The following is a 1,575-nucleotide window of genomic DNA, read 5'->3' as shown; positions in this document are numbered from 1 at the left end:
CATAGCCATCAAGTTAAGGTTACGTATGTATAATTTTCAACAAAAACAGCCATCCTTTCATGGAATATCCATGAAAGGATGGCTGTTTTTATGTCTTTAATGAATCTTACAGAAGAACTTCAATTATTAGAACAGGAACTAAAAAGTAAATTTTCACTTTCTTTTTTAGAATCACTTGCACGAGAAACGGGAATGATTCAACGTGCAAGAAAATGTAAAGCACAGGATATCGTTTCTTTATGTGTCTTTCTAAGTAAAACAATTGGTACAGAATCATTAGCGAGTCTTTGTGCTAAATTAAATAAATCAACAGGTGTCTCTCTATCTTCTGAGGGCCTGAATCAACGTTTCAACTCTCATACTGTTCAATTTTTTAAGCAAATTTTCGCAAGGTTATTTCATCAGAATATTTGTCCAACTCCATTGATAGTAAGGAGTTTCAAACGAATTCGAATCTTAGATTCTACCATGTTTCAACTTCCTAACCACTATGCCAATATATATAAAGGGTTTGGTGGTGGTGGATCAGAAGCTGGAATCAAAATTCAACTGGAGTATGATTTATTATCTGGAAACTTTCTTCAAATGGATGTGAATCATGCGGTTAGCAATGATAATACATATGGACAAACTCGAACAGATACATTAGAACCAGGAGATTTATGTATCAGAGATTTGGGATATTTTTATATTGATGATTTTAAGAAAATGGAGGAAAAGCGAGCTTCTTATATTTCACGTATCCGTTGGAATACACAAGTGTATAGAAAAACAGAAGACATGTGGGAACTGATTGATGTAGAAGCCATTTCAAAACAATTAAAAGAGGGAGAACATATCGAGTTCCCTTGCGTACATATTGGGTTTCATCAAAAACAAGCAACACGTTTGATCATCTATAAATTAACAGAGTCTGAACATAAGAAGCGATTAGAACGGCACAAAAAAGAAAAAAGACGAATGCCTAAATACGCAAGTAGCATCAACTTATTTATTACAAATATAAAAGAAACAGATAGGAAAGCACATGAGATTTATTATCTCTATTCCCTTCGATGGCAAATTGAAATTTTGTTTAAAACATGGAAATCTATTTTGGGTATTCATGCGGTTAAAAAGATAAAACTCGAACGATTCCAGTGCCATTTGTACGGGCAGTTGATTGCATTATGTCTTATCGCAAGTATAACTTATAAAATGCGGAGGCTCATATGGGAGAGGAAACATAAAGAGACCAGTGAATATAAGGCAACGTATATTACATATATTTATTTTCCAAGTATACTCGATGTGCTGTTCACATCCTGTCGAGACATGATTCCCATTCTTGTCAGATTGTTCGAAGACCTATCAAAAAATGGTAGGAAAGCACATCGGTATACCAAATATTCACCATTTGATATTCTTGGTATCACTCAAGAATATACAAATTCACTTCAACACACCGCTTAAAAAATAAATATGTTGAAGTCTTATTTGAGTATGTCCAAATATAGAAACTTGTATTCTATATCTAACAAAAATACTCCAGATGCTTTCAGCATCTGGAGTATTTTTGTTAACTTGATGGCTATG

1 pseudogene is annotated in these 1,575 nt (G+C 33.5%); it reads left to right on the top strand.

What is annotated here, in order from left to right:
* Positions 1 to 90 precede the first annotated feature (90 nt).
* Positions 91 to 1,364 (top strand): annotated as a pseudogene (locus tag MR063_RS21455) (IS4 family transposase).
* The last annotated feature ends 211 nt before the right edge of the window (positions 1,365 to 1,575 follow it).

The sequence above is a fragment of the Bacillus cereus group sp. BfR-BA-01492 genome (genome assembly GCF_022662815.1).
In the GTDB taxonomy this organism is placed as follows: Bacteria; Bacillota; Bacilli; order Bacillales; family Bacillaceae_G; genus Bacillus_A; species Bacillus_A cereus_BD.
The sequence above is the reverse complement of the archived record's forward strand: the minus strand, read 5'-3'. Positions and strand labels throughout refer to the sequence as shown.